This window comes from Nonomuraea polychroma (assembly GCF_004011505.1).
In the GTDB taxonomy this organism is placed as follows: domain Bacteria; phylum Actinomycetota; class Actinomycetes; order Streptosporangiales; family Streptosporangiaceae; genus Nonomuraea; species Nonomuraea polychroma.
The window spans coordinates 4,384,025-4,405,899 of record NZ_SAUN01000001.1; the positions used below are offsets into that span (position 1 = coordinate 4,384,025).

Below are 21,875 nucleotides of genomic sequence, written 5' to 3' on the forward strand. Positions count from 1 at the left end.
GGCGGCCTCCCCGCCGAAGCGCCTGCACTGACCCTTGCCGGGCATCGGCTTTCTACAAGGCCATCGGGCGCTCCGCGCGCTGATCCTCATCGAGCAGGGCGTGGGCCGTCGCCACGTCCGTGATGATGACGTTGACCCAGCCGCCGCTGATCGCCGCGCGGATGGCCGCGTGCTTGCGCCGGCCGCCGGCCAGGGCGATCCGACGTGGAATCGTACGGAAGGTCTCAGGGTCGATACCGACGACGCGGCTGTTCAGGTCACTGCGGATGAGCTGACCGGTCGCGTCGAAGAACCGCTGGCAGACGTCGCCGACGGCGTGCGCGGCGAGCAGTTGGTCCTGGTCGGCGGGGGCGATCGCGTTACCGCTGTCCCGCAGCAACGGCGAGGGCTGCACGCTGCCGATGCCGACCAAGGCCATCGTGAGGTTCTGCCACTCCTCGGCCACGGACTGCATGGCCGCATCGGTGACCAGGCTCCGGCGAATCTCGGCCGTGCCGACCAGGCCCGGGGCCTGGACGTAGATCGGTTCGGCGCCGACCAGTTCGGCGAGATGACTCAGCAGCCGGTTGGCCTTGGCCTGGACGGCACGCTCGCCGACGCCGCCGACGAGTTGCACGACTCGCTCGGCGCCTGCCACGCGGAGCGGGTGCAGCCGGTCGACGACCGACAGCAGAGTCTGGCTCCACGGCGAGATGCCGATCCGCTCTCCACCGGTCAAGGTCGCCTCGAGGTAGGCCGCTCCGGCCGAGCCGATGCCGGCGATGATCTCCGACTCGTCACCGTCGACGTCGACGACGACCGCCTCCCGCAAGCCGTACCGGCTCTCCAGGGACTGTTCGAGCGCCAAGTGCACGCCTTGGGAGACGACGACCACGGTCCGTACGATGCCGATCTCGCCCGCCCGCTTGAGCAGCCGGGACACCTTCGTCTGGGAGATGTGCAGGGCGTCGGCGATGTCGGCCTGGCGGATTCCCTGTTCGTGGTACATGTGCGCGACCTTGGTGATCAGCCGCACCCGCCCGTCGGGGACAGACCGGCCGGCGCCGGCCGCGTGCACAGCCATCAGGATCCGTCCCCTTCACCATCGCGAAGTCTCCTCGCCCAACATTTTCCATCCCGCATGTCACTCCTCGCGCCCTCAGACATAGCCCGTCGCCGCCCCGGCCGCCCGGTTCGCACCGCCCCACGAGAAGCTCCTCACTGCCGAACGTGGCACGAAGTTATTGACAGTGCTCCGAGAATCAGCCAACCTACCGGCACGGAATATTATGCAGCAGCGCATAATTATGCACTAGGAGGCTGCGGTGCGCAAACGCAGAGTGATCATCAACACCGACGCCAAGAACGAGGCGGATGACCAGTTCGCCATCGTCCACGGGTTGTTGTCGCCGACTCTCGACATGCGCGCGCTGATCCCGGCCCACTTCGGCACCCGGCGATCGCAGCGCAGCATGGAGGAGTCCCGTGAGGAGATCGACCTCCTGCTGGACCTGCTCGGTCTGACGGATTCCGTCACGGTCGCGAACGGCGCGGCAACGGCGCTGCCGGACGAGCACACCCCGATGGACTCGCCCGGCGCGCGGCTGATCATCGAGGAGTCGAAGCTCGCGAGCGAGGACGATCCGCTCTACGTGGCGTTCCTCGGGCCGCTGACCGACATGGCCTCCGCGATCCTCCTGGACCCAGACCTCGTACGACGACCGGTGGTCGTGATCTGGATCGGCGGCGGCGGATACCGCGGGTTCGACGAGGGACCGGGGATCGAGTTCAATCTCTCCAACGACGTCCACGCCGCCAACGTGGTGTTCGGCTCCGGCATCACCGTGTGGCAGGTGCCCAGAGACGTCTACAGCAAGGTCTCGGTGAGCTATGCCGAGCTGGAGGAGAAGATCGGCGACGCCGGTCCGCTGGGCCGCTACCTGATCAAGCAGCTGCACGAGTGGAACGCGACCTACCACTCCGAGCCGATCGAGTCCCGCTCCCTGGGCGACTCCCCCGCCATCGCGCTGATGCTCTTCCCGTGGAGCGGAAACTTTCGCGTGCGACCCGCCCCGCGCTTCGGCGCGGACGGTTCCTACCTGCCCGGTTCGAACCATCCGATCCGGGTCTGCGAGGAGGTCGACGTGCGGTTCCTGCTGGAGGACATGTTCGCCAAGATCCGGGCCTTCGGGCGCGAGCACGGCTGACGCACGGCCGACGTAAGGAGATCGACATGACTGGCAGGTCGTACACCCGTCGGGGATTCCTCACCCTCTCATCCGTCGCGGTGACCGGGCTCGGTCTCACCGCCTGCACCGGGGCATCTCTCAGCAGCGGCGGCGCGACGGCTCCGGCGTCGAACAAGCTCCGCCTGTTCACCTACGAGGACGATGAGACCATCGGCCTGTTGAAGGCCCAGGTGAAGACGTTCGACGAGCAGAACGGCACGACCACCACCATCGACAGCCTTCCCGGTTCAGGCGCCGCCCAATATCCCGACAAACTCCGGACGGAGCTGCTGGGCGGCAGCGGTCCCGACATCTGGCGCATCTGGGGCGGGCAGATCGGTGCGCCGTTCGCGAAGGCCAAGCAGGCGGCGGACCTCGCGCCCTACTACCAGAAGTACGGCTGGGACTCCTCGATCAACACCGCGGCGATCGAAGGCATGACCTTCGACGGCGTCAAGAGCGGCGTCCCGTTCACGGCGCGCGGCCTGGGCGCCTGGTACAACAAGGAGCTGCTGGCCAAGGCCGGTGTCACCGCCGTGCCCACGACGTACGCCGAGCTCGAGGAGATGAACGGCAAGCTCGTCGCCGCCGGAGTGACACCGTGCGGACTGGGCGGCAAGTTCGGCTGGCATGTCATGCGCCTGTTCGAGTACCTGCTCGAGCACACCGCAGGTCCTCAGCTCCACGACAAGCTGCTGGTCGGGCAGGAGAGCTGGGACCGGCCTGAGGTCGTCGAGGCGTTCACCCTGTTCAAGAAGTGGCAGGACGAGAAGTGGCTGCCCGAGGGCGCGCTGGGCCTCGATCCCGCGGACATCGGACGGGCATACGTGGAGGGCAAGACCGCGTACAGCATCGAGGGTCAGTGGTCGGAGACCTCGGCCATCCTGGCGGCGAAGAAGGATCCCGCACAGTTCGGGAACTTCCAGCTGCCTACCGATCACACCCCGGCCCGGCACTCCGGGTTCGTCGAGGGTTACATGATCAACGCCCGTTCGGGCAACAAGGACAAGGCCGCGGCCCTGCTCGACTTCCTCATGAAGCCGGACAGCCAGAAAGCCATGAAGATCACCTCGTCTACGGTCACAGGCGCCGAGCCCGACCCCAAGGAGCTGCCACTGTCGGCGGAGTGGGGCGAGAAGTACGGCGCGCGCCCCTTCTACACGATCCAGGACCAGGCCTTCCCCAAGAAGGAGGCGGACCAGTACTTCAGCGTGCAGAGCGATCTGCTCCAGGGCTCGATGACGCCGGCCGCGGCGGCCAAGAAGATGCAGGAGATCGTCTCCGCCTGGTCCCGCGACTGACACGGGGCACCTGATGGCAATCCTGCGCGCCCACCCTGCCCGGCGGGGGCGATGGCGGCCGTGGCTGTTCGCCCTTCCCGCGCTGGGGGTCTACGTCGTCTTCCTCGTCTATCCCGCCGTGTCGTCCCTGTGGTTCAGCTTCACCGACTGGGACGGCCTCAGCCCGGCGTACAACATCGTCGGGCTGGACAACTACGCGCGGATGTTCAGCGACCCGGTGGTGCTGACCGCGGCGAGGAACAATCTCATCTGGTCGCTGGTGACGATCGTCTTCCCGGTGACGATCGGCCTGGCGCTGGCGATGGTGCTGAACGGCAAGGTCCGCGGCAAACCGGTGCTGCGGTTGATCTTCTACGCGCCCGGTGTGCTGCCGCTCGTCTCGATCGCCTCGATCTGGGGATGGCTCTACAACCCTCAGTACGGCGCCATCAACTCCTTCCTGAGCCTCGTCGGCTTGGACGACCTGGCCCAGCCGTGGCTCGGGCAGGACTCCACCGCGCTGTGGGCCGTGATGGTGCCGGCGGTGTGGCTGCGGACCGGGTTCCCGATGTTGCTCTATCTCGCCGCCCTGCAGGGGATTCCCTCGGAGCTCTACGAGGCGGCGAGAGTCGACGGGGCGAGCCGGTGGCACCAGTTCTGGCATGTCACCATGCCGGGCCTGCGCTCCGCGCACTACATCGTGCTGGCGCTGTCCCTCATCGACTCCTTCAAGGTCTTTGACATGGTCTATGCCATGACGTACGGCGGTCCGGGCACGGCCACCCAGGTGATGGGGACATGGATGTACGCCAACGTCTTCCAGTACTACCAAGCCGGATACGGCACGGCCATCGCCGTCGTGATCACTGTCGTGGCCATCGCGGTCGGCATCCCGTACGTGCTGTCGCAGACCAGGGAGCGTGCGGCATGACGTCGGTTGTCTCCGCCCCCAAGACCACGGCCGTCGCCCCCGCTGAGCCGGCCCAGCCCGCCAAAGGCAAGGGCGGCCTCGGCCTGACGATCGTGGTGACCGTGGTGGCGCTCTTCTGGATCTCGCCGCTGGCGTTGCTCCTCGTCACCGCGATCCGGCCGCTCTCGGACTTCGTCGGCAATGGCCCTCTGTCCTGGCCGTCAGCGTTCACCTGGCAGAACTTCGCCGACGCCTGGGACATCGGCAACTTCGCCACGACGTACGGCAACAGCGCCCTGCTGCTGATCCTCAAGGTGCCGCTCGGCGTGCTGATCTCGGCGATGCTCGGATTCGCCCTGGCGAAGCTGCGGATGAAGTTCCGGCGGACCGTGATGTTCTCGGTCTTCCTCGGGCTGACGATCCCGATCTACATCGCGATCGTGCCGGTGTTCATCATGATGCGCACCGCGGGCGCGACCGACAGCGTCATCGGCCTGATCGGTCCGTATCTCGCGTTCGGCATCCCGTTCGAGGTCCTGGTCCTGCAGTCGTTCTTCCGGCAGCTCCCGAACGAGATCTTCGAGGCGGCGCGTGTCGACGGCGCCGGGGACTGGCGGATCTTCTGGAGGATCGTGCTGCCGCTGTCCGCACCCGCCCTGGTCACGGTGACGATCCTGGACGCCGTGGCCACGTGGAACGAGTTCCTGTTCGCCCTGATCCTGCTGAACTCCGACGCGAACAAGACGCTCCCTGTCGGGCTGCTCAACTTCCAGGGCCAGTTCTCCAGCAACAACACCGGTTTGGCCGCGGGGATCCTGATCGCGGTCGTGCCGATCCTCATCGCGTACACGCTGCTCCAGCGGTGGATCGTCGGCGGTCTGACCGCTGGAGCCACCAAGGGATGACTGACTAGGAGTGATCATCGTGACAGATATGCCGACCTTCGGCGCCGGTATCTGGCATTTCGCCACGTATAAGGACCGCTATGCCACCGACGGGTACGGGCCGCCGGTCGGCCTGCTGGAGCAGATCGACCGGGCCGGAGCCGTGGGCGACCTCTCGGTCGTCGACCTCAACTGGCCGTTCGCCGGTTTCGACGGCACGCTGGATGACGTCAAGGCCGCGCTGGACAAGAACGGCCTGCGCGCCATCGCGATCACTCCCGAGATCTACACGCGGGACTTCGTGAAGGGGTCGTTCACCAACCCGGATCCGGCGGTTCGCAAGCGTGCGCTCGCGTTGATGCACGATGCCACCGACGTGGCCCTGGAGCTCGGTTGCTCCTACGTGAAGCTGTGGCCCGGCCAGGATGGCTGGGACTACCCGTTCCAGGTGGACTACCACGACATCTGGCAGCTCGCGCTCGACGGCTTGAAAGAGCTGTGCTCCGCGCACCCGGAGATCAACTATGTGATCGAGTACAAGCCGCGTGAACCGCGAGTGAAGATCATCTTCCCGAGCGTGGCCAGGACGCTGCTCGGCATCGAACGGATCGGCCTGCCGAACCTCGGCATCCTGCTCGACTTCGGCCACTCCCTCTACGGGCAGGAGACACCGGCCGACGCGGCGCAACTGGCCATCGACTACGGGCGGCTGTTCGCGATCGACGTCAACGACAACATGCGCGGCTGGGACGACGACATGGTCGTCGGCTCCGTCCACCTGGTGGAGACCTTCGAGTTCTTCCACACCTTGCGGAAGAACGACTGGCAGGGAGTGTGGCAGCTGGACCAGTTCCCGTTCCGCGAGGACAGCGTACAGGCGGCCAGGCAGGCGATCCGCTTCCTCAAGGCGGTGCACCGCGCGCTCGACGTGCTGGACGACACGGCACTCGCCGCTGCCCAGGCAGCGCACGACGCGCTGGCGGCACAACGACTTGTCCAGAACGCCTTGCTGACCTCGATGGCGGGGCTGGAGGAGGACGCGTGACGGCCATCCATCCGCTGGAGACCACTGAGCACGTCACCATGCCCGTGCTCGGCCGGCTGGCCGCGCACGCGGGCCGCGCGGAACAGATCGCGCACATCGCCGAAGCCGCGCGGCAGATCCGGATCCAGGACCTCAAGCTCGTGTACCACGCGGGCGCCGGGCACATCGGCGGTGACTTCTCGGCGATCGACATCCTGGCCACCCTGTACGGCACGGTGCTGGACATCAGCCCCGACCGGCTCACCGATCCGGAGCGCGACCGGTTCATCCTCAGCAAGGGTCACGTCGCGGGTGCGCTGTACACGACGCTGGCGGCGTTCGGCTTCCTCCCGGTCGCCGACCTCGCGACCTTCCTTCAGCCCCTGTCGGCGCTGAACGGGCATCCCAACCGCACGAAGGTCCAGGGCGTCGAGGCCAACACAGGGCCGCTCGGGCACGGGTTGCCCGTCGCGGTCGGGCACGCGTTGTCGGCCAAGCTGGACGTGTCCCTGCGTCGTACCTATGTGCTGGTCGGAGACGGAGAGCTGCAGGAGGGCAGCAACTGGGAGGCGATGATGGCGGCCTCGCAGTACCAGCTCGACAGGCTGACCGTGATCGTCGACCGCAACCGGCTGCAACAGGGTGCCACGGTCAAGGAGACGAACGACCTCGACCCGCTGCCGGACAAGGCGGCCGCCTTCGGCTTCGCCGTGGTCGAGGTCAACGGGCACGACCACGGCGAACTGCTGGACGTGCTGTCGTCCGTGCCGTTCCGGCCGGGCAAGCCCACGTTCGTGATCGCCCACACGCACAAGGGGCATCCGATCTCGTTCATGAGCAACAACGTCGCCTGGCACCACAAGGTGCCGAACGAGGCGGAGTACCACCAGGCGCTGACCGAGCTGGAGACGGTGCGCCATCCCCGATTCGGCAAGGAGCATTGATGCCGCGAACCTCGGTCGCCGACCTGCCCCGCTTCGACTGCCGGGACGCCTACGTCGCGACCTTGTCCGAGCTCGCCCACGAGGACCACCGGATCGTCGGAGTGGTGAACGACTCGATCGGTTCCAGCAAGCTCAACAGCTTCCGCAAGTCCTTCCCGAACAGGCTCATCAACGTCGGCATCGCCGAGCAGGACATGGTCGGCGTGGCCGCCGGGCTGGCGAACGGCGGCCGGATCCCCTTCGTGTCGGCGGCCTCCTGCTTCCTCACCGCACGAGCGCTGGAACAGATCAAGGCCGACGTCGCCTACTCCAACCACAACGTGAAGCTCTGCGGCATGAGCCCCGGTGTCGCCTACGGCGAACTCGGCGCGACACACCATTCCATCGAGGACATCGCCTGGCTGCGGGCCATCGCCAACCTGACCGTCATCGTCCCGTCCGATCCCGTCGAGACCGGTGCCGCCCTGCGCTGGGCGGCCGCGGTCGAGGGGCCGGTGTTCGTGCGGGTCAGCCGCATGAGCGTGCCACAGGTCAACGCCGACGACTACGAGTTCGTCCCCGGAAAGGCGGTGACACTGCGCGAAGGGACCGACGTGACGCTGATCGCCAACGGCACCGTCCTGTGGCGGGCGCTGGTCGCCGCCGAGCAGCTCGCGGCCGAGGGGATCTCGGCGCGGGTGCTGTCGATGCCGACGGTGAAGCCGCTCGACGTGGAGGCGGTCGTGGCGGCCGCCCGGGAGACCTCCGGCATCGTCACGGTCGAGGAGTCGACCGTCGCCGGAGGCCTCGGCGGGGCGGTCGCCGAGACCGTCGTCCAGCATCATCCGGCGCATGTCACGATCCTCGGCGTGCCGGAGTTCGCACCGACCGGCTCGGCGGCATTCCTGCTCGACCGGTACGGGATGTCCCCCGAGGGGATCGCCGAGTCCGCGCGAGGACTGCTCCGCCATGGCTAACCCGCTCATCCTGGCCATCGACCAGGGCACCAGCTCGACCAAGGCGCTCCTCGTCGACGAGAACGGCCACGTCGTCTCTCGCGCGGTCGCGCCGGTCACCGAGGCGCAGCCCCGCCCCGGCTGGGTGGAGCAGTCCGCCGAAGAGTTGTGGCAGAGCGTGCGGCAGGCGGTCGCCGTCTGCGTGAACCCCGCACTGGCCGATCGGGTCGCCGGCGTGGGATTCAGCAACCAGCGAGAGTCCCTGGTGTTGTGGGAGCGCCGCACCGGCGAGCCCCTCGGGCCGCTGCTCAGCTGGCAGGACCAGCGCACCGCCGCCCGGTGCCACGAGCTGGCCGCCACCGGCGCGGCCGAGTTGGTGCGGGCGGTGACCGGGATGCCGCTGGACCCCATGTTCTCCGCGCTGAAGGCCCGCTGGCTGCTCGACGCGTACGATCCGGACCGGCGGCGCAGCCGCGCGGGCCAGCTGTGCCTGGGAACCGTGGACTCCTGGCTGCTCAGCCGCTTCGGCGGGGAGCATGTCATCGAGGTCGGCAACGCCTCGCGCACCCAGCTCCTCGACATCGGGACCAGACAATGGGACTCCCGGCTGCTGGAGCTGTTCGGAGTGCCGCTCGAGGTGCTGCCGCGGGTGGTGCCCTCCTGCGGGGCCTTCCCCGCGGTCCGCGACCTGGCTCCGCTCCCCGACGGGGTCCCGGTCCTGGCGGTCATGGGAGACTCGCACGCCGCGATGTTCGCCCACGCCGGCTGGCGCCCCGGGGTGGTGAAGGCCACCTACGGCACCGGCTCGTCGGTGATGGCCATCGGCGACGGCGGCCGGACGACTGGCCTCTGCCGCAGCATCGCCTGGGACATCGACGCTCCCATGATGTGCGTCGAGGGCAACATCCGCGCCACCGGCCGCACGATCGCCTGGCTGTCGGAGCTGCTGGGCGTACCCGCCGAAATCTTGCTGGCCGAGGCGGAGGACGCCGACCCGGGAGGGGTACACTTCGTGCCCGCGTTCGGCGGACTCGGGGCCCCCTGGTGGGACCCGGACGCGACCCCGGTTGTCACCGGCCTCACGCTGGGCACCCGGCGCGCCGAGCTCGTCGCCGCCGCTCTCGAGGCCGTCGCCTTCCAGATCGAGGACGTGGTGGCCGCCGCCGACGAGGCGGTCGGACACGTACGCGTCCTCATGGCTGACGGCGGGCTCACCCGCAGTACCCGGCTGATGCGGTTGCAGGCGGATCTCAGCGGGCGCGTCGTCGCCCGCTCCGGCGAGCACGACCTGTCCGCGCTAGGTGTCGCCGACGCCACCGGGCTCGCAGCCAAGCTGTGGACCCTCGACCAGCTGGAACAACGGCCACGCCCGGCCGACCGGTTCGAGCCCACCCTCGATGAGACGGAACGAGCGGCCAGGAAGCACGCCTGGCACGCGGCCGTCCGCAGATCCCGGCCTCCGGACTGAACAACAGCATCCTGGATGCCGGTTGATCGGCGTTCCTGACGATCCTGTCGCACAAGGCTGAGAGCGCCGGTCGAGGCCTGATCGCGGTGAACCCCGCCAACACCTCCCGCACGTTCGCCGAATGCGGGCACTGTGCAGCTGACAACCGGATCACCGAGGCCGAGTTCCGATGTACGGCATGCGGCACACCGCGCACGCCGACGTCAACGCGGCGATCAACACCGTAGACCATGACGTGATCGCGGTGGAGGACTTTCGTCCGAAGTTCCTGGCCAAGTCCAGCATGGCGCGTAAGGCCGCCGACGCGGCCATAGGTGCGACCAAGCGCGCCCTGGTCGAGACGGCCCGCAAGCACCGCCGTGACCTGCGGCTGGTCAACCCCGCGCACACCACCATGGACTGCGCACAGTGCGGAGCGAGAACCAAGCACGCACTACCTCTTTCCGAACGTACCTACACCTGCGCCGCGTGCGGAACCGCCTGCCGCAGAGACAAGAACTCCCCGGCTGGTGCTGATCGCGTAAGACCTGACCGTCCGCTGGACCGGCAGGCAGCGTGAGCCAGGAATCCCCGCCTTCAGCTTCAGGCGGAGGAGCAGTCAACAAGATGGAGACCATCGGTTCACGCGGTCGCGACGCTGAAGGCCGCGGGCCTGCTGAAGAAGGTCGTGGTCGTCGGCTTCGACGGCAGTCCCGACGCCATCGCCGCCATCAAGGCGGGCGAGATGCACGCCACCGCGCTGCAGCCGGCCGCGCTCGGCGCGACCAGCGCCGTGGACCAGGCCGACCAGTTCATCAAGAGCGGCAAGACGGGCGAGGAGGAGAAGCAGTCCATCGACTGCGAGCTGGTCACCGCGGAGAACGCCGACGAGTTCGGCGTGCTCGCCAGGAAGTGACCAGCGACAATCAGCGCCGCATGACCGCCTCCTGAAGGAAGCGGTCACGCGGGACTGGGTGGTGCTACGCGTCCGCTGCGACCAGTCGGATCGCCATGTATTGGCGCGCCGGCAGGGGGACCCGGAAGCTGCCCGAGTAGGTGCCGGGCAGCCTTTCGACGGTCATGTTCCACGTGTCGATCACGTCGACCGTCCAGACCGTGCCGGGCTCCATCGTGATGTCGCGATAGGACAGCCGGTTGAAGCCGAAGTAGGCGATCAGGTAGCGCGACGCCACGCCGCCCCAGGGGACGTCCCAGTCACCGGGCAGGGGGTCGAGCACACCGGTCGGCGATTCCTCGATGATCTGCTTGAGGAAGGCGATCCGATCCGGGCTCGAGCCGACGAGTTCGCCGCCTTTCGACCACCACAACTCTTCGCGCTCGTTGAGGTAGGTCTCCCCATGTCCGACGTAGCCGCCGCGCACCGCGCCTTCCCAGAACCGCCGGGTCATCTCCTCACCCGTGATGTTGCCCCAACCTTGGTCGATATCGCCTTCGTAGGCGCACTCATCGATGACGACGGGCTTGCCCCACTGCTCACGCCACTGGTCGGTGTTCTCGGCGGTGCGGTAGACGTCGATGCGCTGCACACTCGCGTGGGTGATCCACGGCCGGCCGTAATCGTAGAAGCCGAAGCAGTTGTGAATGGAGAACAGGTGCCCGACCGGGTCCTCCTCGACCACGATCGCGGCCAGCCGCTCCCAGTCGTCGACGGTCTTGGAGAACAACAGGTCGTATTCGTTCGCGAGCGACCACCAGACATTCGGCAACGCCGACAATCGCCGGACCACGTGCCGGACGTAGCGATCGTCCGCGGCGGCGCCCATGTCAGAGAAGCCCCAGCGATCGTAGGCGTGGAACAGGATGACATCGGCTTCGACGCCGATCGCCGCCAGATCCGCGATCCGCCGCTCGAAGGCCTGGAAGTAGGCGGGGTTGAAGCGGGTGACGTCCCACGTGCCGTCGCTGTTCCGCTCGAACGGATGGAGCGGAGGCTCGTTGGCGTTGAAGAGATACGACTTCGGGAAGACCCCCATCCGGATCTTGGTGAAGGGTGAGCCGGCAAGCGTACGCAGGGTCTGTTCCTGCAGCGCTTCGCTCTGGTGGGTCCAGGCGTACGCGGTCGTGCCGAGCGGCAGGTGACGCGTGCCGTCCGCGTACGCGAAGTGATGCCGGCCGGCCACCCGGACCGGTCCCCGGCCGGTACCGGCCGCCGCGGTGAGCTCCACGGTGATGCCGTCGAGGGAGGGCGTGGTCGCTTCCGTGGTGACGACCCAGCGTCCGGCCTGGTCGGGCAGCAGCCGGATGCGCCAGATCCCGTCGCCGTCATAGAAGCCGCCGAGCCGGCGTGCCGACCCGTCGGGGGCGGTCACGCGTGCGTGGACCTCGACGTCGACGAACGGATTGCCGTGGCTCGGTCCGGCGAGTGCGAGCTCCCAGGTCGCCCACACGTCGCCGGCGGGGGGTGCGGAGATCACGTCGGCCGAACCGCGAGGCGTGCCGGCCGGCTCGTAGCGGGGATCCGGCGCGATCGCCGGCGGATCAGCGGGTACGCGCGGGTCACCGGCGTCGAGTGCGGCAAGCTCGCGCCACAGGTCATCGAGCTGTGCGGGGGTGAGCCGGGCGTACGGTCCCGAGGCCGTGATGTCGCCGAGGGCGCGCCGGCGCAGCTGGACGAGCAGCGGCGAGTTCACCACCCCCGGCAGCGTGCGCCGGATGATGGTGCGGGCCTCGGCGTGGTCGAGGAGATCGGCGAGCAGGGTGTGCGGTCCGAATCGCCGGTCGTTCATGCCGCGCCTCCCTGGGCGCCGGTCCCATCGGCGGGATCCTCACGCTCGTCGAGGTCCCGAGGCGGTGCTGTGCCGAGCAGCGACCACAGGTAGTCGAGATGCGCCGCCATGTCGATCGAGCGGTCGTACTGCCACTGCTGCTGGAGACCGTCCGCGACCGCGATCAGGATGCGGGACACCATCTCGGCGTCGAGCCCGGGCCGCAGCTCGCCTGCGTCCGCGGCGTGGCTGATGTCGGCGCGCACGTTTCCGGCGACCCGGCGGTAGCGCTCGCTGAAGTAGTCGGTCAGGAGGTCCTCCTTCGAGCCGACGTGGTGGAGCAGTCCTGCCTTGGTGAGGTTCGCCGCGTCGGCGATCTGCTGCAGGCTCGTGTTGCCGTAACCGTTCGCGGCGATCAATGCCAGCGCGGCGTCGAGAATCTGCCGGCGCTTCGCCCGCCCCTTCTCGTATCGGCCGGGGCTCTCATAGGGGCGGGGACGCGACGGTGTGAGCGCTTCCCTGTCGGGCAACGGTGTTCCCTCATCTCAGGTCCGGGTGATCCCGGCTGTGTGCTGGCAGCGTATCCGGCGCGGAACAATGCGTCGGCGGTGTCCCCAGGAACGTCCGGGAGGCTCCTCTCGACCGCGTCCATCGAGCGTGGGCTGTCGAACGGCAGCCGTCCCTCCGGCCGGTTTCCAGCATGCACGTCTCCCGCGCCTCCCACGGCGCCGCGATCCGGACCACGATCAGGTCGGCGTCGCGCGGGTCGTCGACGATCTCGGCGGCCCCGCCCACAACCACCGGGTGGAGACCGTCGACGTAGAGCCGCGCAGGCCGCACCGGCAGCGCGTCGAGCGCGACCATGGCGCGAGCCTTGGCCGACCGCCACCGCCTCCTCGCACAGCAGCTTGAGCAGGACGCGCAGGCGAGCCTTTAGGGCAAGTCCTCGGGGTGGGCCGCGGATGCCGGTGGCCGCGGATCACACCGAGTAGATCGCGATCAGCCCGGTGGTGACGCCGGCGAGCCCGACGGCGGTCAGCACGCCGCCGCCGAGCGCGGCCGCACGCAGGTGGCGGCGGGTGACGCGGGAGCTCCAGTACAGGACGACGTACGGCAGGAAGCCGAGCGCGCCGACGCACAGGAAGGGCAGGATCAGCGCGGTCAGCACGCCGCGCGGCCCCGCCACGGCCGCCCGCTCGCCTTCAGGGGTGAGCTGCGCCGCCACCGTGTCACCCGCCTCCAGGTCGGGCGGGGCGGAGACCGGGATCGCGGGGCCACCGTCGCCGGGCACGAACGTGCCCTCGCAGTCGTAACGTCCCCGGCCGAGGCTGACGCACGCATCCACGGTGAGCGTGCCGCGCGTGCCGACGGCGCCTGCCGCCAGCAGGATGGACGGCACGGACAGCGGAATCGGCACCAGGAAGGCGCCCGCCCACATCAGCACGATCAGCGCTCTGCCGATCCGCCCGGGACCCCGGCCGCGGGAGGCGGTGCCAAGAGCCGGACGGGGGCCCGCGTCCTCGCCGTTCGGGCGGGTGTGGCTCGGGCCGTAGCGACGGAGTCTGCTCGTGCCTCCACGACGGCGTTTCCTCATGACCCCACGATGGCGGCACCGGCTTGTATGCGACTTGTCATCGTCTGGGCAGGCAAACCGGCCGTCCGCCGGGGCGCTCTCGGCGGCCGGCGTGCCACTCGCTACCGCTGCCCGGACCTGCGGGAAGGGAGTCTTCAGGTGAGTTCCAGGCCGCCGTCGACGGTGAGGATCTGGCCGGTGATCCAGGTGGCACGGGGATCGGCGAGATGCACGATCCAGGCGGCTATTTCCTCGGGAGTGCCGCGGCGGCCGAGCGGGATGCGGGCGGACTCGTCTTGCTTGATCTGCTCGACAACGGTGTCGGGCAGGCCGGCGGCGGTCAGGGCCTCGCTCTCTGTGGGGCCGGGGGCCAGGGCGTTGACGCGGATGCCGTCGGCGGCCAGTTCCAGCGCCCAGCTGCGGGTCAGCTGTTCCAGGGCGGCCTTGGTGGCGGCGTAGTGGGCGGCGCCCGGTAGGGGGCAGTGGCCGTAGGTGCTGGAGATGTTGATGATCGTGCCGCGGTTGGTGCGCAGGTGCGGCAAGGCGGCGTGGGCGAGCAGGCTGGGCGCGGTGACGTTCAGGGCCAGCAGGTCGGCGATGCGTGCGGCGTCGGTGTCGGCCAGCGGCATGACGGCGGTGGCGCCGGCGTTGTTGACCAGGATGTCCAGGCGGCCCCAGCGGTCGATGGCCTGCTTGATGACGGCGCCGGGCATGCCGTCGGCGGTGATGTCGGCGGCCATGGTCGTGATGCCCGGATGGTGGGCGGCGGTCTGATGCAGGGCGTCGGCTCGGCGTCCGACGCCGAGCACGTGCGCTCCGGCGCGGGCGAGGGCGATCGCGGTGGCGCGGCCGATCCCGGATCCGGCTCCGGTCACGATCGCGACCTGGTCCTGCAGGTGATTGGCGGGTGGGACGGTCACGTCACCCTCCTTTCGTTCGTTGTTCGTGAAACATCGAACAAGCTACCATGGTGGCATGAGGCACGTGCAGCACCCCGAAGTGGGCGAGATCGGGCTGACCGGGGTGATGGCGGCGCTCAGTGATCCGATCCGGATCGGTCTGGTGCGGGTGCTGGCCGACGGTCGTGAGCGCGGGTGGGGCGAGTTGCGGGCGCCGGTGGCCAAGTCGACGCTCAGCCACCATCTGCGGGTCCTGCGTGATGCCGGGCTGACCCGCACCCGTCAGGAGGGCACCCGCTGCTTCGTGACCTTACGCGTGCAGGATCTGCAGGCCCGCTTCCCCGGGCTCCTGCAGGTGGTGCTGGCCGCTGCCGAGGATGAGGAAATCGGGCGTCAGGTGAGCCTGAAGGACGGTCAGCAACCTGCTTGAAGACCGTCGGCGGGATGAGTGGATCAGCGGACGAGGGGGATGCGCAGCACGAAGCGCGCGCCACCGTCGGCCGCGTCCTCGACGTGCAGGGTGCCGTGGTGAGCTGAGGCGATGTCGTGGGCGATGGCCAGGCCCAGGCCGACGCCTCCGCGATCGCGGCAGCGGGCGGTGTCCAGGCGGGCGAAGCGCTCGAATATGCGTTCTCGGTCGGCCGCGGGGACTCCCTGCCCGTCGTCGGCCACGGCCGGCTCCGCATGGTCACCTGCGCGACGCAGGTCAACCTCGACGCTGTGCGTGGCGTGACGTAGGGCGTTGTCCAGCAGGTTGTCGAGCAACCGGGCCAGCTGCCAGGAGACGGCCTCCACCGTCACCGCGGCTTCGAGGTCGAGCCGCACGTCATGGCTCTCGGCCCGCCGAGCCGCCACTGTCTCGACCAGAGCCGTCAGATCCACTTCCTCCAGCCCTCTGCCGAGGTCGGCCTCGAGGGCGGCGAGCAGGAGCAGGGGCGCACCGGCATGGATGTCACAAATCACGCCGCTACCCGGTCTTGCTTCCGGAAGTGCTGTCGTCGATGCGGCCGAAGGAAAGCCGTGGACGCGGCGGCGCTCATGGTCGCCGCCTCAACACCGCTGACGGTGCAATGGCGCCTCCCCTTGAAAGGACAGCAATGACGAGCCCTGTAGTCGTAGGCGTGGACGACTCTGAAGAGAGCCTGCGGGCTGTGGAGTGGGCCGCCGGCGAGGCCGAACGCCGCCGTCGGCCGCTGCAGATCCTCCACGCCTTCATCTGGCCCCTCCTGGGAGTCCCCCTCGGACCGGCACCGGGAGCGCCCCCCGAAGGCGGCCTCCGGCACGCCGCCGAACGCGTCCTGGCCACCGCACTGGACCGTGCGCGGGCGGTCGCCCCCGGCATCGAGGTGACCACCAGCCTGCCGGAAACCGAGCCCGCCACCGCACTGCTGCACGACTCTCACCAAGCAGAGCTCCTTGTCGTGGGCAGCCGCGGGCTGGGAGAAATCGGCGGCCTGCTTCTGGGATCGGTAGGCGCCCGGCTCGCGACCGAGGCCGCCTGCCCCGTCGTCGTCGTACGCGGACCCTTCACACCACACGGACCTGTCGTGGTCGGCATCGCCGGCCACGACGAGAGCGAGGCGTTGCTGAGCTTCGCGTTCGCGTACGCCACCCGGACGGCGAACACCGTGACACTGGCGCACGTCGGCGCCGACGGATCAGCCGGCCCAGGTCGCGCCGTCCTGCCGGAGCACTTCCTGGACCGGTGGCAGGAGCGCTACCCCGCAGTCGCCGTCGTCCAGGAGTCTCTCGCCGGCCACCCGGGCAAGGCGCTGATGCGGGCCTCGTCCGAGGCATCCCTGCTCGTCGTCGGCTCTCACCACCGCCACGAGCTCAGCGCACTGGTGCACGGCTCGGTCAGCCAGGCTGTCCTGCACCACGCCACCTGCCCAGTGGCGATCATCCAGGTCCAGCAGTAGGCAGCAGCGGTCGATCGGCGGCGGCCAGGTCCTTGATCCGCGTCAAGGGCCCGGCGGAATACAGTCGAGGATGACGTGCCCGCGCGCAGTGCTGTGAACGTCGGCGACATCGAGCCCGGCCTCGGCAGCGAGGGCGATGTAGTCCTCGACAGTGCGCTCGCGGCCGCCGCTGAGCAGGAGCATGCGCAGGTTCATCTCGGCGAACATGGCCGGGTCGTCACCGGAGTGGCCGTGTGACTCGATCACGACGACCCGTCCGTGCGGCCCGGCCGCGTCGGCGCACCGACGCAGGATCAGCAGGGCGTCGTCGTCGCCCCAGTCGTGCACCACCCGCCCGAGCACGTACGCGTCACCCCCGGCGGGCAGCGGATCGAAGAAACTTTGGCCGACGAACGCGCACCGCGTATCCAACCCGCGCTCCGCCAGGTAGTGCCGGCCTCGGTCCACTGTGTCCGGCAGATCCACGAGCGTGGCCCGGATATCCGGGTGGGCGCGCAGCACTTCGGCGAGCAGGGCGCCGGTGCCACCGCCGACGTCGACCACGTGCCGCACACCGGACCAGTCGTACCCGCTGGCAGCATCGGCGACGTAGTCCGCTCCGGCCGCCATCATCGCGTCGAACGACACCCTCAGCTCTGGGTTCGCGGCGAGATGGCGCCAGAACGGGGCGCCGAAGACCGTCTCCCACGCCGGCTGCCCGGTGCGGACCGTGTGCAGCAGACCGATGAATGCCAGGTCCATCTGCCCGCCGAAGCCGTCCAGGTCGAGCCGCGCCCGCATCCCGGAAGGGTGGTCGGACGCCAGCAGCGCGGCGGGCTCGTTGACCGCGAACGTGCCCGGCTCCGGTTCGGTGAAGACACCCCGGCAGACCAGGTGACGCAGCAGCCGGCCCAGCGCGTCGGCGTTGCTGTCAGACCGGCGTGCCAGCTCCTCGACCGGCACAGCGTCGCCGGCCATCAGATCGGTCAGCCGCAGCGAGGCCGCGACCCGCACCGCCATCGGCGTGACCAGGTCCGTTACGGGTGCCAGCACGTCCCATGCCGCTTGCCATGCCGATGGCCGGCCTTGCTCGTCGTGATCGTCCTCGGTGGTCACGCCCGGGCACTCTCCTCGCGCCGGATCAAGGCTTCCTTGCCCGAAGCTACCACGCGACCGATCGGCTCGGTCTTGCCACCAGCCTGCCGATCGAAGGGCGAAGAGCCAGCATGACCGGCAGATCGGGCGCTACCGGACTCACGTCGGTTCGGCGCGCCGGGTCGTGCTCGCGTCGGCGAGTGGTGTGGCGGGGTTGAAGCCTCTCGTGAGCAGCCAGAGCGCGAGCACCATTTCATTCACCGCCAGCGGGACGATGAGGATGGTGTGCAGCGGCGAGGAGAGGCTGAGCACGCCGAACATGACGAGGAGGCCGTCGGCCAGATACGGCGCCACCGCGGCCAGCGCCCAGGCCGATATCAGCCGGGGGACCATCGATGACCGGTAGAGCACCCAGTTGAGCAGCAGGACACTCAGGCAGAAGAAGATCGAACTTACGGGGTGGCCCCAGTCGTCGTAGGTCTGCGACCACGTGTACGCCGCCTGGAGGCGGGCGTCGGCGTTCGACGAGTTGGGCGACGAGGCCTCTCGGCTGACGGCCACCACCATCAGCGGACCGATGGCGCCGGGGAGCAGGAGGACGACCTCGACCGTCCTGGACACGACGTACCCGAGCGCCAGCGGTTCGCTGCGCTCCTTCAGCACGGGAAAGATCAACGGTGGGATCATGGCGATGGCGGCAGCCATGATCAGCACCATGAGCGCGCCGGTCGTCGTGGTCCGGGCGCCCTGTATCACGGCCTCGCGTGAGAGCTCTGTGTCTGGTTGTCCGAGGAACACCACGCTCAGCACGCCCGCGGCCGTCGCGATGAAGAAAAGGACACCGACGGCTCGTGCCGTCGTCCGCCTGCGCATAGCCTGGCTCCTATGGTCCGATGTCGTCCGATCGAGGGCTCGGTCCGGCCCGCTGGCTTCCACCGCGCTGCCGGTCACACTCCCACCGTGGCCGAGCCCGGTGTGCCAGTGGTGGGCCGGCGGTGTGCGGGCGGTTGGGGGATCCCGCCGCGGTGTTGCCCGCGCGGTCTGGCCGTGGCAGGCTCGGCTGAGGCCGAGGTTCGGGAGCAGCCCTGTGGTCTGGATCCGGGTGTTCGGCGGCGTCGGCGCCGAGACCGATGACGGGCAGCCGATCGACGTCGGATCGGGCAGGACCCAGGCACTGCTGGGTGCCCTGGCGATGTCGCCCGGCTCCCCCGTCCCGGTCACCCGCCTCATCGAGCTGGTGTGGGGCGACGCGCCGCCGCGGACCGCGGCGAAGACCCTGCAATGGCACGTGGCCCGGTTACGCAAGGGACTGGGCCACGCCGCCATCAGGCGGGTCGGTGCCGCGTACCGCCTCGACGTGCCGCCCGACGCGGTCGATGTCGCACGGTTCCGGAGGCACCTTCGCGAGGGTGACGTCGGCGCGGCCCTCGCGGAGTGGACGGGAATCCCACTGGCGGGCGTGGACGCTCCGGGCCTCGCCGCGACGGTGGACGGCCTCGCGGAGCAATGGCTCGGCGCGGTCGAGGACGACCTCGAAAGCAGCGTGGACTCCGACCCGCACGCGTCCATCGCCGCGTTGACAGAGCTGGTCGGGCGCCATCCCCTCCGTGAAGGACTCTGGGCCTTGCTGATGACCGCGCTCGCCCGTACCGGACGCCGGGGCGATGCGCTGGCCGCGTACCGGCAGGCCCGGCACCACCTCATCGAGCAGCTTGGCATCGAACCCGGACCGCGGCTGCGGGAGCTGGAATCGCTGATTCTTCGTGAGGACGAGCGGCTGCGCGAGCCTGACGCGCCGGCGTCGGCGCCAGGCGGGCAGGAAGGCAACCTGCCCCGCCGTCTGAGTCCTCTGATCGGCCGGGACGACGCCCTCCGTACCATCGACGACGTGATCGCCGGGGCGACGGTGATCACCCTGGTGGGGCCGGGCGGGATCGGCAAGACCCGGCTCGCCCTGGCGGCGGGAAGACGCGTGGCCGCCGATCGAGGATGGCGTGCCTGGTTCGTCGAACTGGCCGAGATCAACTCCTCCAGCGATGTGCCACGCGCGGTGGCCGGCACGCTCGGGGTCGCGCAGCGGCCCGGCCGCAGCCTCACCGAGTCGGTCGTCACCGCTCTGGGGTCCCGTCCCGCGCTGCTGATCGTCGACAACTGCGAGCACGTCCTCGACGGTGCGGCACGGCTCGTCCAGGCGGTCGCCCTGGGCTGCGCAAGTGTGCGGGTGCTGGTCACGTCTCGGGAGCGCCTCGACGTCGACGGCGAGCAGGTGCTCGTCGTCGGCCCGCTGGATCCCGCCGCGGGCGCCGAACTGTTCCATGTACGCGCGCTCGCCGCGGACCGGAGTTATGAGCGTGATGCGTATCGAGACGACGTCGCGGAGCTCTGCCGCCGGCTCGACGGCGTACCGCTGGCGATCGAGTTGGCCGCCGCTCGCGTGCGCAGCCACCATCCGGCCGAACTGCTGGCTCGGGTCCACGATCACTTCAGGGCGACCGGCATCCGCCGGACCGGCGCACCACGGCATCGGAGCTTGCATGCCGCGATCCAATGGTCCTACGACCTGCTCACGTCTCCTGAGCAGGCGTTGCTGCAGTGCCTGTCGGTGTTCAACGGACCGTTCCACCTCGACGCGGTGGCGGCGGTCGCCGACGACCCGGCGCGCGGCCTCGACGAGGTCGACGGCGTTCTGAGCGCCCTGGTCGACCGGTCGATGGTGACCGTCGAGCCCGGCCCGTTCGGTTCGCGCTTCCGGCTGCTCGAGCCGATGCGCCAGTTCGCCGCCGTACACCTGCGTGAACAGGGCCGCATGGACCTGGTCGGCGAACGGCACGCGCGCTGGTGCCTGCGCGAGGTCACCCGCGTCGGTGAGCTCCTGACCGGTCCTGCCGAGATCGAGGGGGTCGCTCGCCTCCGCGAGCTGTGGCCGAACCTGCGTGCGGCGGTGGCGTGGGCGGGTTCGGCCGGCGATCCGCGGCTGGCCGGCGCGTTGGTCCGGCCGGTGGCGACGGAACTCGCCCTTCGCGGCCAGCAGGAGATCGGCGACTGGGCGGAGCGGATCCTCGACATGGTCCCGCCGGACGAGCAGGACGTGCGGGCCTTCTGGCTTCTGTGGGCGGCCGAGCGGTACACCCAGAACGGCAACCCCGCCGGCTACGACGACCTGGTGAACCGCGGCGGCCAGCCCGACCGGCCACTGAGCGGCTATGCCCGTGCGTACGCCGGTGGAGACGGCCAGGCCCTGAGCCGATGGCTCCCGGCGGCTGTCGCCGACCTGCGCCGCCAGGGCGAGCCGTACGTGGCCGCCTTCCTCGAGTTGAACTCGGCCGGGACGCTGCTCGGCATCGGCCACTTCGGCCAGGTCGACCGGACCGTCTCGGCCATGGCCGATCGGTACCGGTCGGGAGGTCCGCCCACGCTCCGGCACTGGGCCCTGCAAACCCTCGCATATTCGGCCTCGTTTCAGGGACGGCCCCACCACGCCGAGCGGTATTTCGACGAGGCGGCCACCGTCGACGTCCCTGAAGGCTCACTCTCGGCCAACAAGGCCGTCCAGGCGCAGACGGCGTTCCGCCGCGGCCACCGCCGGCGTGCGTTCCGGATTCTCCGCACCTACATCGACGAGCTCATCACCACCGACAACGTGATCGCCGCCAGCGTCGTCTGCATCGAATTCATCAACATGATGGCGGTGTTGGACCATCACGACGAGGCCGCGCGCATGCTCGCGTATCTCGAGACGCGAAACGACTTCGGTGCCATGGCTGCCCGGACGCTCGTCGTCCCCGCCGCCGGCAAAGTCTCCAGCAGCCCGTACGGCTCCCGCCCGCCCACATCAGAGCACCAGATCAGCGACCGCCAGGCCCTCACGTACATGGGCGACGTCCTCGACCGGCTGGCGGCGGACGGCCTGGTCTCCGCCTCACCGGAGGCGGAGAAGACGGTGCCGGAGTCGGCAGGGACGACGAGCATCCTCGGAGAATAGATGAGCGGTCGGCAGGTCCGGGGCGGCCGCGTTCGAAGGCGTCGAACCGCTGCTCCCTTGCTCACTGCAAG

At 69.4% G+C, this 21,875-nt stretch carries 22 protein-coding genes and 1 pseudogene; 14 read left to right on the forward strand and 9 right to left on the reverse strand.

The features are described 5' to 3' along the window. Positions 1 to 52: 52 nt before the first annotated feature. Positions 53 to 1,063, reverse strand: coding sequence for a sugar-binding transcriptional regulator (locus EDD27_RS20035; protein WP_127933763.1), 1,011 nt, complete (start codon positions 1,061 to 1,063; stop codon positions 53 to 55). Between the two features lie 241 nt (positions 1,064 to 1,304). Between EDD27_RS20035 and EDD27_RS20040 the strand changes: the two genes are divergently transcribed. From EDD27_RS20040 to EDD27_RS20090, 11 genes and pseudogenes are all read left to right on the forward strand, one after another. Further along, positions 1,305 to 2,186: a nucleoside hydrolase gene (locus tag EDD27_RS20040; RefSeq protein WP_127933764.1), complete on the forward strand. Its 882-nt coding sequence runs from the start codon at positions 1,305 to 1,307 to the stop codon at positions 2,184 to 2,186. A gap of 26 nt (positions 2,187 to 2,212) precedes the next feature. Further along, positions 2,213 to 3,508 (forward strand): ABC transporter substrate-binding protein, encoded by a 1,296-nt coding sequence (locus EDD27_RS20045; protein WP_127933765.1) that lies wholly within the window; start codon positions 2,213 to 2,215, stop codon positions 3,506 to 3,508. A 13-nt stretch (positions 3,509 to 3,521) separates the two neighbouring features. Then, complete coding sequence (locus EDD27_RS20050) at positions 3,522 to 4,418, forward strand: carbohydrate ABC transporter permease (RefSeq protein WP_127933766.1); 897 nt, start codon at positions 3,522 to 3,524, stop codon at positions 4,416 to 4,418. Then, positions 4,415 to 5,302, forward strand: a complete 888-nt coding sequence (locus tag EDD27_RS20055; RefSeq protein WP_127933767.1) for a carbohydrate ABC transporter permease — start codon at positions 4,415 to 4,417, stop codon at positions 5,300 to 5,302. Before EDD27_RS20050 ends, EDD27_RS20055 begins: the two co-directional genes overlap by 4 nt. 28 nt (positions 5,303 to 5,330) lie before the next feature. Further along, positions 5,331 to 6,326, forward strand: coding sequence for a sugar phosphate isomerase/epimerase family protein (locus EDD27_RS20060; RefSeq protein WP_127940817.1), 996 nt, complete (start codon positions 5,331 to 5,333; stop codon positions 6,324 to 6,326). Then, positions 6,323 to 7,249 carry a transketolase gene (locus tag EDD27_RS20065; RefSeq protein WP_206641532.1) on the forward strand — a complete coding sequence of 309 codons (927 nt, stop codon included), beginning with the start codon at positions 6,323 to 6,325 and terminating at the stop codon, positions 7,247 to 7,249. Before EDD27_RS20060 ends, EDD27_RS20065 begins: the two co-directional genes overlap by 4 nt. Next, positions 7,249 to 8,205, forward strand: a complete 957-nt coding sequence (locus EDD27_RS20070; RefSeq protein ID WP_127933768.1) for a transketolase family protein — start codon at positions 7,249 to 7,251, stop codon at positions 8,203 to 8,205. The genes EDD27_RS20065 and EDD27_RS20070 overlap by 1 nt, the downstream gene beginning before the upstream one ends. Then, positions 8,198 to 9,652, forward strand: a complete 1,455-nt coding sequence (locus EDD27_RS20075; RefSeq protein ID WP_127933769.1) for an FGGY-family carbohydrate kinase — start codon at positions 8,198 to 8,200, stop codon at positions 9,650 to 9,652. The genes EDD27_RS20070 and EDD27_RS20075 overlap by 8 nt, the downstream gene beginning before the upstream one ends. Before the next feature lie 86 nt (positions 9,653 to 9,738). Then, on the forward strand, positions 9,739 to 9,879 hold the full coding sequence (locus EDD27_RS56735) for a transposase (protein WP_241564149.1): 141 nt from the start codon (positions 9,739 to 9,741) through the stop codon (positions 9,877 to 9,879). After that, positions 9,831 to 10,211 carry a transposase gene (locus EDD27_RS20085; protein ID WP_241564150.1) on the forward strand — a complete coding sequence of 127 codons (381 nt, stop codon included), beginning with the start codon at positions 9,831 to 9,833 and terminating at the stop codon, positions 10,209 to 10,211. The genes EDD27_RS56735 and EDD27_RS20085 overlap by 49 nt, the downstream gene beginning before the upstream one ends. 75 nt (positions 10,212 to 10,286) lie before the next feature. Beyond that, a pseudogene (locus EDD27_RS20090) lies at positions 10,287 to 10,547 on the forward strand (substrate-binding domain-containing protein); the annotation flags it as partial. 64 nt (positions 10,548 to 10,611) lie between these two features. On the opposite strand, the gene EDD27_RS20095 reads toward EDD27_RS20090, so the two are convergent. The 5 genes from EDD27_RS20095 to EDD27_RS20115 all read right to left on the reverse strand — a co-directional run bounded on the left by EDD27_RS20095 (position 10,612) and on the right by EDD27_RS20115 (position 14,850). Further along, the gene (locus tag EDD27_RS20095) at positions 10,612 to 12,378 is read right to left on the reverse strand and encodes a DUF5605 domain-containing protein (protein ID WP_127933771.1); all 1,767 of its coding nucleotides are present in this window, start codon (positions 12,376 to 12,378) and stop codon (positions 10,612 to 10,614) included. After that, a complete protein-coding gene (locus EDD27_RS20100; protein ID WP_127933772.1) occupies positions 12,375 to 12,887 on the reverse strand; it encodes a TetR/AcrR family transcriptional regulator in 513 nt (170 codons plus the stop codon). The genes EDD27_RS20095 and EDD27_RS20100 overlap by 4 nt, the downstream gene beginning before the upstream one ends. 10 nt (positions 12,888 to 12,897) lie before the next feature. Beyond that, positions 12,898 to 13,221, reverse strand: coding sequence for a hypothetical protein (locus EDD27_RS54380; protein ID WP_164903698.1), 324 nt, complete (start codon positions 13,219 to 13,221; stop codon positions 12,898 to 12,900). Positions 13,222 to 13,336: 115 nt separating this feature from the next. Next, positions 13,337 to 13,951, reverse strand: coding sequence for a hypothetical protein (locus EDD27_RS20110; RefSeq protein ID WP_241564152.1), 615 nt, complete (start codon positions 13,949 to 13,951; stop codon positions 13,337 to 13,339). Between the two features lie 134 nt (positions 13,952 to 14,085). Next, positions 14,086 to 14,850, reverse strand: coding sequence for an SDR family NAD(P)-dependent oxidoreductase (locus EDD27_RS20115; RefSeq protein ID WP_127933774.1), 765 nt, complete (start codon positions 14,848 to 14,850; stop codon positions 14,086 to 14,088). A 55-nt stretch (positions 14,851 to 14,905) separates the two neighbouring features. On the opposite strand from EDD27_RS20115, the gene EDD27_RS20120 reads away from it, so the two are divergent. Further along, positions 14,906 to 15,259: an ArsR/SmtB family transcription factor gene (locus tag EDD27_RS20120; protein ID WP_127933775.1), complete on the forward strand. Its 354-nt coding sequence runs from the start codon at positions 14,906 to 14,908 to the stop codon at positions 15,257 to 15,259. A gap of 23 nt (positions 15,260 to 15,282) precedes the next feature. On the opposite strand, the gene EDD27_RS20125 is transcribed toward EDD27_RS20120, so the two are convergent. Next, positions 15,283 to 15,792: an ATP-binding protein gene (locus EDD27_RS20125; protein WP_127933776.1), complete on the reverse strand. Its 510-nt coding sequence runs from the start codon at positions 15,790 to 15,792 to the stop codon at positions 15,283 to 15,285. Between the two features lie 134 nt (positions 15,793 to 15,926). Here EDD27_RS20125 and EDD27_RS20130 point away from each other — a divergent pair, with 134 nt between their 5' ends. After that, on the forward strand, positions 15,927 to 16,748 hold the full coding sequence (locus EDD27_RS20130; RefSeq protein WP_127933777.1) for a universal stress protein: 822 nt from the start codon (positions 15,927 to 15,929) through the stop codon (positions 16,746 to 16,748). A gap of 42 nt (positions 16,749 to 16,790) precedes the next feature. Here EDD27_RS20130 and EDD27_RS20135 read toward each other — a convergent pair whose 3' ends face one another. Then, positions 16,791 to 17,843: a methyltransferase gene (locus tag EDD27_RS20135; protein ID WP_127933778.1), complete on the reverse strand. Its 1,053-nt coding sequence runs from the start codon at positions 17,841 to 17,843 to the stop codon at positions 16,791 to 16,793. Between the two features lie 138 nt (positions 17,844 to 17,981). Beyond that, positions 17,982 to 18,695 carry a DUF4386 domain-containing protein gene (locus EDD27_RS20140; RefSeq protein WP_127933779.1) on the reverse strand — a complete coding sequence of 238 codons (714 nt, stop codon included), beginning with the start codon at positions 18,693 to 18,695 and terminating at the stop codon, positions 17,982 to 17,984. Between the two features lie 214 nt (positions 18,696 to 18,909). On the opposite strand from EDD27_RS20140, the gene EDD27_RS20145 reads away from it, so the two are divergent. Continuing rightward, positions 18,910 to 21,804, forward strand: a complete 2,895-nt coding sequence (locus tag EDD27_RS20145; protein WP_206641534.1) for an AfsR/SARP family transcriptional regulator — start codon at positions 18,910 to 18,912, stop codon at positions 21,802 to 21,804. The last annotated feature ends 71 nt before the right edge of the window (positions 21,805 to 21,875 follow it).

Bases quoted from the DNA above. Each gene is read 5' to 3' on its own strand.
- EDD27_RS20035 (WP_127933763.1), bottom strand. From the start codon at position 1,063: ATGGCTGTGCACGCGGCCGGCGCCGGCCGGTCTGTCCCCGACGGGCGG.
- EDD27_RS20060 (WP_127940817.1), top strand. From the start codon at position 5,331: ATGCCGACCTTCGGCGCCGGTATCTGGCATTTCGCCACGTATAAGGAC.
- EDD27_RS20075 (WP_127933769.1), top strand. From the start codon at position 8,198: ATGGCTAACCCGCTCATCCTGGCCATCGACCAGGGCACCAGCTCGACC.
- EDD27_RS20085 (WP_241564150.1), top strand. From the start codon at position 9,831: ATGCGGCACACCGCGCACGCCGACGTCAACGCGGCGATCAACACCGTA.
- EDD27_RS20055 (WP_127933767.1), top strand. From the start codon at position 4,415: ATGACGTCGGTTGTCTCCGCCCCCAAGACCACGGCCGTCGCCCCCGCT.
- EDD27_RS20070 (WP_127933768.1), top strand. From the start codon at position 7,249: ATGCCGCGAACCTCGGTCGCCGACCTGCCCCGCTTCGACTGCCGGGAC.
- EDD27_RS20120 (WP_127933775.1), top strand. From the start codon at position 14,906: ATGAGGCACGTGCAGCACCCCGAAGTGGGCGAGATCGGGCTGACCGGG.
- EDD27_RS54380 (WP_164903698.1), bottom strand. From the start codon at position 13,221: ATGGTCGCGCTCGACGCGCTGCCGGTGCGGCCTGCGCGGCTCTACGTC.
- EDD27_RS20130 (WP_127933777.1), top strand. From the start codon at position 15,927: ATGACGAGCCCTGTAGTCGTAGGCGTGGACGACTCTGAAGAGAGCCTG.
- EDD27_RS20140 (WP_127933779.1), bottom strand. From the start codon at position 18,695: ATGCGCAGGCGGACGACGGCACGAGCCGTCGGTGTCCTTTTCTTCATC.
- EDD27_RS20050 (WP_127933766.1), top strand. From the start codon at position 3,522: ATGGCAATCCTGCGCGCCCACCCTGCCCGGCGGGGGCGATGGCGGCCG.
- EDD27_RS20095 (WP_127933771.1), bottom strand. From the start codon at position 12,378: ATGAACGACCGGCGATTCGGACCGCACACCCTGCTCGCCGATCTCCTC.
- EDD27_RS20110 (WP_241564152.1), bottom strand. From the start codon at position 13,951: ATGAGGAAACGCCGTCGTGGAGGCACGAGCAGACTCCGTCGCTACGGC.
- EDD27_RS20045 (WP_127933765.1), top strand. From the start codon at position 2,213: ATGACTGGCAGGTCGTACACCCGTCGGGGATTCCTCACCCTCTCATCC.